This window comes from Flavonifractor plautii ATCC 29863 (assembly GCF_000239295.1).
GTDB classification, from domain to species: Bacteria; Bacillota; Clostridia; order Oscillospirales; family Oscillospiraceae; genus Flavonifractor; species Flavonifractor plautii.
On the sequence record NZ_JH417745.1, the window covers coordinates 1 to 7,289 of the forward strand.

A 7,289-nucleotide genomic window follows, 5' to 3' on the forward strand; every position below is an offset into this window, starting at 1 on the left:
CCGGTCCGTAGCCGGACCGGCCGCTCTGCTTTACCGCTGGTACTCGAATTCCAGGTTATAGAGGGAGACGATGTCCCCGTCCTGAATTCCCATCTCCTCCAGCCGGTCAAACAGGCCGGACTGGCGAAGCATCCTGTCAAACCAGTTTCGGGACTCGTAGTCCCCGAAGTTGACGTTGGCCATGAGCCGCTGGAGCCAGGGGCCCTCCACCAGCCAGGTGTCGTCCTCGTGGGTGATCTCCAGGGGCTCGGACATGTCCACCTCCGGCGGGCGCTCCACATAGGTGGGCTCGTACACCGTGATGGGGGGCAGGTGCTCCAGCTCCCGGGCGGCGGCGTACATCAGCTCCCGGGTGCCCTGCTGGGCGGCGGCGGAGATCTCATAGAAGGGCAGGCCCAGGCCCTCCACATGGGTTCTCAGGGCCTCCAGAGCGGAGCGGTCAGCGGCAATGTCCACCTTGTTGCCCGCCACCAGCATGGGACGGTTCTCCAGCCCGGAGCCGTACTCCTTCAGCTCGGCCTGGATGGCCTCAAAGTCGGCCACCGGGTCGCGGCCCTCGCTGCCCGACACGTCCACCACGTGGATGAGCAGGCGGCAGCGGTCGATGTGCCGCAGGAAGTCGTGGCCCAGGCCCGCCCCCTCGGCCGCCCCCTCGATGATGCCGGGGATGTCGGCCAGGACGAAGGAGACACCCTCCTCCACATACACCACGCCCAGATTGGGAAACAAGGTGGTGAAATGGTAGTTGGCGATCTTGGGCCGGGCCTTGCTCACCACAGAGAGGAGGGTGGACTTGCCCACATTGGGGAAGCCCACCAGGCCCACGTCGGCCAGCAGCTTGAGCTCCAGAATCACCTGCCGCTCCTGGCCGGGCAGGCCCGCCTTGGCAAAGCGGGGCACCTGCCGGGTGGGGGTGGCGAAGTGCTTGTTGCCCCAGCCCCCGTTCCCACCCCTGGCCAGTACAAAGCGGTCGGTTTGGGACATGTCGCAGATAATCTCGCCCGTCTCCGCGTCCCGCACCACCGTGCCGCGGGGGACCTTGATGACCAGATCCTCCCCGTCCTTGCCGGAGCAGCGCTTGCCTTGGCCGTCCATGCCGTTGGCGGCCACATACTTGCGCTTATAGCGGAAGTCCATCAGGGTGGACATATGCTCGTTGATCTCCAGAATCACGCTGCCGCCCCGGCCGCCGTCGCCGCCGTCGGGGCCGCCCGCGGCCACGTACTTCTCCCGGTGGAAGGCCACCGCGCCGTTGCCGCCGCTGCCCGCCTTGACGGTGATGCGGGCGGTATCTACAAAGGGTGCTGCCATAAAAACCTCCTTGCCACAGGGTGGCTCGTCCCATAGGGGCGGCCCTTGCGGCCGCCCGGAGCCTGCGCCCCGATAAAATAAGCCCCGAACGGGAATCCGTCCGGGGCTAGTTTACCCATATTTACTGGGCGATCTCAACGATAGAGACCTGCTTGCGGTCCTTGCCCAGGCGCTCAAACTTGACTCTGCCGCTCTTCATGGCGAACAGGGTGTCGTCGCTGCCCTTGCCGACATTGACGCCGGGGTGGATATGGGTGCCCCGCTGGCGGACCAGGATGTTGCCGGCCAGGACGAACTGACCGTCACCCCGCTTCACGCCCAGACGCTTGGCCTCGGAATCGCGGCCGTTGCGGGTGGAGCCGACGCCCTTCTTGTGGGCGAAGAACTGAAGACCGATGTTCAGCATGGTGTCACACCTCCAAACTTGTGTGTTAAAAACGTCGCCGTGACGGAGGTCATTCCTCCTCCATCACGCTGATATGGTCGGGATACTCCTCGTGCAGGCTGGCAAAGTAAACCATGAGAGCCGCCAGAAGGGTCTGACAGGTGGTCTCATTGGCCTCGCTCAGGCCGCCGGGGATTTTCATGGTGATGGAAGCGTCGCTCTCCCGCACCTTGACCGATGCCCCCAGGCCCAGCACGTCGTTGACGGCGCACTCGGTCAGACGGACGGCGCTGGTGACTGCGGCGCAGATAATATCGCTTCCCTCATCGGCGTAGCCACTGTGGCCCTGCACGGTGAAGCCCACAATGCGCTCTCCCTCCATGTGAAAGATGACGGTGGTCATCTTACACGGAGATCTTGCCGATGGTCACCTTGGTGTAGGGCTGACGGTGGCCCTGCTTGCGGCGGTAGCCCTTCTTCGGCTTGTACTTGAAGACGATGACCTTCTTGCCCTTGCCGTTCTTCACCACGGAGGCGTCCACCTTGGCGCCCTCCACCACGGGAGTGCCCACGGTGATCTTGTCGCCGTCGATGACAGCCAGAACCTTGTCGAAGGTCACGTTCTCGCCGGCCTCGCTGGCCAGCTTCTCGATGAACAGGGTATCACCCTCGGTCACCTTGTACTGCTTGCCGCCGGTCTCGATGATCGCATGCATGTAGTTTCAACTCCTTCATTACGGGCTCGCTGTCGGGGGAGGAGGTTTCCCTCACTTGTTTGTCGCGCTGCGCACCCTCCGCGACGGCCAACGGCTCAACACTCCGCTGAAACTGCTGCCAGACTGCGTCCGGCCTGCTCTCAGTCTGCGTGTTTTGCTGCTGCCCTGCTCTCAGGCGTCTCCGCGCTTCGTTCCCATTCAAAGCGGCTCTGATAGTATATCAGCACAAATCTGATAAGTCAAGCTTTTTTCTTCTATTTGGTTACCGGCTCACCTTTTTCCGGTATGTTGTCGGCTCAAAGGCTCCAATGGCCTCACAGACGCCGCACACATCCGGCCGGTGGTCGAAGACAGCGCCACAGAACACACAGCGGTAACCGTCTACTGTGACCACCTGCTCCTGGGACATGGGTTCGGACTCCTTTGCCGGATGGTTGCGCTTGAGCCCTGCCAAGGCACTCATAAAACGGAATTCATGGTCCTTCTCAATTTGAGAAATCTGCTCAAAGAGCACCGCGATCTCGTCCAGCCCCTCCTCGCGGGCGGTTTGGGCATAGCCGGGATAGAGCTTGGTCCACTCCCCATATTCCCCGGTCATCGCCTCCTGAAGGTTGTCCGCCGTGCTGCCGATGCCGCACAGCCTCTGATACATCAGTTTGCCGTGGACTCCTTCATTCTGTGCCATCCGCTCAAAGAGCTCGGCCACTTCAGCATAACCCTCCTGCCGGGCCTTGTCGGCAAAAAAGAGATACTTATTGCGGGCCATAGACTCCCCGCTGAAGGCATTCCACAGGTTCTGCTCGGTACGCGTCCCTTTTATATCCATATTGATTCTCCTTAAATAATAATAATTACTATTATTATATTATTTTTCTTTTGGTTGTCAAGAGAAAAATTCGTACCGATCAGCCCGCCATAACGGAGTTCTGTTGTTGGCTGCGACCGTTCTGCCGGGATGGCAGCACCTAGTGGGCCAGCCGTCCGAAGTACCAGCCGGTGACACCGTCCTTCTTCACCAGCGCCCGGTCGGAGATGCGCCGCACCACCGAGAGGGTGTCGCCGGGGCGCACCGCCAGACGGTAGTCGGTGGAGTCCTCACACCGGGTCACTCCCCGGTCCACATAGAGATACTCGGTGAGCACCTCCAAGACCCGGCCGGTCTCCAGGTGGCGGCAGAGGGAGAGCTCCGCCCCCCGCTCCAGCACCTCCAGGGCGTTGCGGCCCCAGCGGATGTTTACCGAGTCCGCCGACGGGGCCTGGGGGTCCAGGGCCTCGGCGGTGGGCAGGCCGTCGTAGGCGAACCAGGAGAAGGCCCCGCCGGGCCTTTCCGGCAGCACCAGGGCGTTGAGCTGGCCGTCCACCTTGAGGGAGCAGCCGCCGTCGATGGAGGCGATATGCCGCCCCTCCGCCAGCAGCGGGGCGGCGGAGGGAACGTGGGGGTGATAGAGGGTCACCGGCCAGTGGCCCACGATGCACCACCGCCGGAAGGAGTGTCCCTGGGAGAGAAAGTCGTCGTTTTTCATGCACTTCCAGGCGTCCAGCCCCTCCAGGTGCGCCTCGTCGGCCACGCCGCCGTGGACGAAGAGATAGTCGGGGGTGAGCAGGATCTCCGGCATGGCCTCCAGGAAGGCCAGCTCCGGGCCGAAGCGGGCCCGCACCACCTCCCGCAGAGCGGGCAGCTCCTCCGGCCCCCGGGTCTCGAAGCCGGCGGCGTGCCCCATCTGCACCAGCAGACAGCGGTCCCGCCACACGTCCACATAGTGGCGGTAGAACCGCTCCTCCTCCCCTCGCGCGGCCACAAACTCGCTCACCAGGTTGTCGCAGTTGCCCCGCAGGCCGTACACCGTGTTCCGCTCCGCCAGCTCCATGATGAACCGGAGGGTGGTGAGGCTGTCCGGCCCCTTCTCCACCAGGTCGCCCACCAGCACCAGGATGTCATCGGGGCCGTAATGGGCGGCGGCCAGCACGCCCTTGAGAAACGGCAGATTGCCGTGGATGTCGCTGATGGCCAGCACCCGCCGCCCCTCCGGGAAGGTCAGGCGCTTTACCGTTGCTGTTCTCGGCATAGATACACCTCGCTTTACCACGCTCTATTTTACCACAGGGGGCGGAAAAATGCTATCGCCCCTTTCCCCCGATTTCCACCACGCGCTGCGCCCAAGCCCGGTAGAAGTCCGCCTCGTGGGACACCAGAAGCACCGTGCCTGGGAACCGGTCCAGCGCCCGGGCCAGGGACTCCTTGGCTGCCCCGTCCAGGTGGTTGGTGGGCTCGTCCAGCAGGAGAAAGTTGCAGGGCCGCAGGGTGAGCAGGCACAGCTTGACCCGGGCCTGCTCGCCGCCGCTCAGCGTCGCCACGGCCTGGATGGCGTGCTCCTGCCGGACGCCGCACCGGGCCAGCGCCCTCCGGGCCTCCTGCCGGTCCAGGGTGGGAAAGGCCCCGGTCACCAGCTCCTCCGGCGTCCGTGTTCCATCCGTCCAGGCCAGGGCCTGGGGGAAATAGCCCAGCGCCGCCTGCTCCGAGAAGCGGAAGCGCCCGGCCAGAGGGGGTAGCCGGCCCGCCAGGGTGTTGAGCAGGGTGGATTTTCCCACTCCGTTAAACCCGGTCAGCACCACCTTCTGTCCGGCATGCACGGAGAGGTCCAGCCCCTCCAGCACCGGACTGCGGTACCCTACCGACAGTCCCACCACCTCCAGGTCTCCCGTCCGGCCCGCGGGCAGCGGATGGAACTCGAACACCGGCAGGGCGCTCCGGCCCTCCGGCGCCGCCAGCCGCTCCAGACGGTCCAGCCTCTTCTGCCGCCCCCGGGCCATCTTCGCGTTGCGGCCCGCCCGGTTTTTGCGGATATAGGCCTCCGTCCGCGCGATCTCCCGCTGCTGGGCGGTATGCTGCCGGAGGCGCTCCCCCTCCAGGCACTCCTTTTTGGCCTGATAGGCGGCGTAGTTCCCCGGATACTTGGTGAGGCGCCGCCCCTCCACCGCGCAGACGGCGGTGACGGCCCGGTTCAGAAAGGCGGCGTCGTGGGACACCACCAGGAAGGCCCGCTCCAGCCCGGTCAGCGTGTCCGCCAGCCACGCCGCCTGCTCCTGGTCCAGAAAGTTGGTGGGCTCGTCCAGCAGCAGCACGTCCGGCTCCTCCAGCAGCAGCCTGGCCAGGAGCAGCTTGGCCCGCTGGCCGCCGCTCAATTCCCCCACCGGGCGGTCCAGCCCCAGCTCCGCCAGCCCCAGTCCCGCCGCCGCCTTCTCCACACGGGTGTCCACCTCGTAAAACCCACGGGCCTCCAGCTCCTCCTGCCGCCGGGCCGCGGCGGCCAGGGCCGCCCCGTCGCCCTCCGCCGCCCGGTCGTACAGCTCTGTCATGGCCCGCTCCAGCGCGTAGAGGGCCCGGAAGGCCCCGTGTAGCACCTCCCCCATGGTGTGCTCCGGGTTCAGGGCGGCATACTGGTCCAGGCAGCCCACCCGGATACCGCCCTGCCACACGATCCGCCCTCCGTCGGGCACCAGTTGGCCGGTACACAGCTTGAGCAGGGTGCTCTTTCCCGCTCCGTTCCGGCCCACCACGCCTACGTGCTCCCCCCGGTGGAGGGCAAAGGCGGCATTCTGAAACAGAGGCTGCCCGCCAAAGGCGTGGGTCAGCCCCGTGATCTCCAACAAACTCATGGTATTGCTTGTCATCCTTTCTGAAAAACGAAAGCGGGCAGAGGGGCCCTCGCCCCTCTGCCCGCGCTCCTCTGCGGTCCAAAAAAGCGATGGACGAAACATCGTCCATCGCCTGCAAAATGGGTACGGGAAGCCGGAGCGCCCTCTGGGCCGCCCTACCGCTTCCCGATGAAACCCAACCGCGGTTCAGCCGCGCAGCTCTGCACAATGTTTCACCGGTTCGGATTGTGCAGAGCGGAGTCTTTTTACCCGTTTGTCAGTCAGATGAAAGTTCATTGGCTGTTCTCCTTGCTGTGATACGCTCTCAACCATAGCACAGGTCCCCGGCTTTGTCAAGCCGGGGACCTGCACGGAGAGGCAGCCGCCTCAGGCGGCCAGATTGCGGACGATATTGAAGATGGAGATGGCCAGCACCAGGAGCTGGACGGCGTTGAAGGCCTTCTCCACCGCTGCCTCGGAGCACTTCTTGTTGAGGCTGGCCCCGATAAAGCCGCCGGCGATGGCGCCCACGATCATCACAGGGGCGATGGACAGGTCGAACACCCCGAAGCCGGTGGTGAGGGCCACGGTGGTCAGCTTGGAGATCTGGGCGAAGAGGATGGTCACCAGGGAGCACACCGTGGCCGTCTTGGTGTCAAAGGAGAACAGGTAGATGATGAGGGCCACGTTGATGGGCCCGCCGCCGATGCCCAGGAAGGAGGAGCAGATGCCCAGGAAGACGCCCACCAGCAGGGACACCACCACGCCCCGCAGCTCCCGGCTGGGGATGCGGCTCTTGTTCTTCATGTAGAGGAACACGGCCAGGATGAGCAGGGAGAGCACCACGTTCTGCACCACGGTGACGGCGGAGTTGGCCCGGAGGGCGTCCACGATCACCTGGAGCAGCTTCTCCCCCGCCAGACCGCCCGCCACCGAGCCCAGGGCCAGGGGGATGGCGGTGCCGAAGGGGATTTTGGTACGGGCCAGCATCTGCTTGCCGATGGACACCACCGACATGGAGAACACCGTCAGGGAGGAGAGCACGCCGATGGTCTGCACATCAAAGCCGTGGAGCACGTCCATCAGCGGCTTGATGATGACGCCGCCGCCCATGCCGGTGAGGGAGCCCACCGTGGTGGCGCCGATGGCGATGAGGAAGTAGAGCACGTACTGCAAGGGAACGCCTTCTTTCGATGGAATTCAGCGCCGGCTCAGCCGCCGCAGGGGGTGCCGCCCACGGG

The 7,289-nt window shown here is 64.7% G+C and carries 8 protein-coding genes; all 8 read right to left on the reverse strand.

What is annotated here, in order from left to right; translation table 11 throughout:
* Positions 1–30: 30 nt before the first annotated feature.
* Positions 31–1,311, reverse strand: coding sequence for a GTPase ObgE (obgE, locus tag HMPREF0372_RS08565; RefSeq protein WP_007490921.1), 1,281 nt, complete (start codon positions 1,309–1,311; stop codon positions 31–33).
* Positions 1,312–1,432: 121 nt separating this feature from the next.
* Complete coding sequence (gene rpmA / locus HMPREF0372_RS08570; RefSeq protein WP_007490923.1) at positions 1,433–1,717, reverse strand: 50S ribosomal protein L27; 285 nt, start codon at positions 1,715–1,717, stop codon at positions 1,433–1,435.
* A gap of 49 nt (positions 1,718–1,766) precedes the next feature.
* Positions 1,767–2,099, reverse strand: a complete 333-nt coding sequence (locus tag HMPREF0372_RS08575; protein ID WP_007490925.1) for a ribosomal-processing cysteine protease Prp — start codon at positions 2,097–2,099, stop codon at positions 1,767–1,769.
* A gap of 1 nt (position 2,100) precedes the next feature.
* Positions 2,101–2,412: a 50S ribosomal protein L21 gene (gene rplU / locus HMPREF0372_RS08580; RefSeq protein WP_007490927.1), complete on the reverse strand. Its 312-nt coding sequence runs from the start codon at positions 2,410–2,412 to the stop codon at positions 2,101–2,103.
* A 262-nt stretch (positions 2,413–2,674) separates the two neighbouring features.
* Entirely contained in the window at positions 2,675–3,238 is a 564-nt protein-coding gene (locus HMPREF0372_RS08585) for a rubrerythrin family protein (protein ID WP_007490931.1), read from the reverse strand.
* Positions 3,239–3,377: 139 nt separating this feature from the next.
* Complete coding sequence (locus HMPREF0372_RS08590; protein WP_007490933.1) at positions 3,378–4,478, reverse strand: metallophosphoesterase family protein; 1,101 nt, start codon at positions 4,476–4,478, stop codon at positions 3,378–3,380.
* Positions 4,479–4,530: 52 nt separating this feature from the next.
* Positions 4,531–6,069, reverse strand: coding sequence for an ABC-F family ATP-binding cassette domain-containing protein (locus HMPREF0372_RS08595; protein WP_039997007.1), 1,539 nt, complete (start codon positions 6,067–6,069; stop codon positions 4,531–4,533).
* Positions 6,070–6,435: 366 nt separating this feature from the next.
* Entirely contained in the window at positions 6,436–7,215 is a 780-nt protein-coding gene (locus tag HMPREF0372_RS08600; protein ID WP_225123563.1) for a sulfite exporter TauE/SafE family protein, read from the reverse strand.
* Positions 7,216–7,289: the final 74 nt, after the last annotated feature.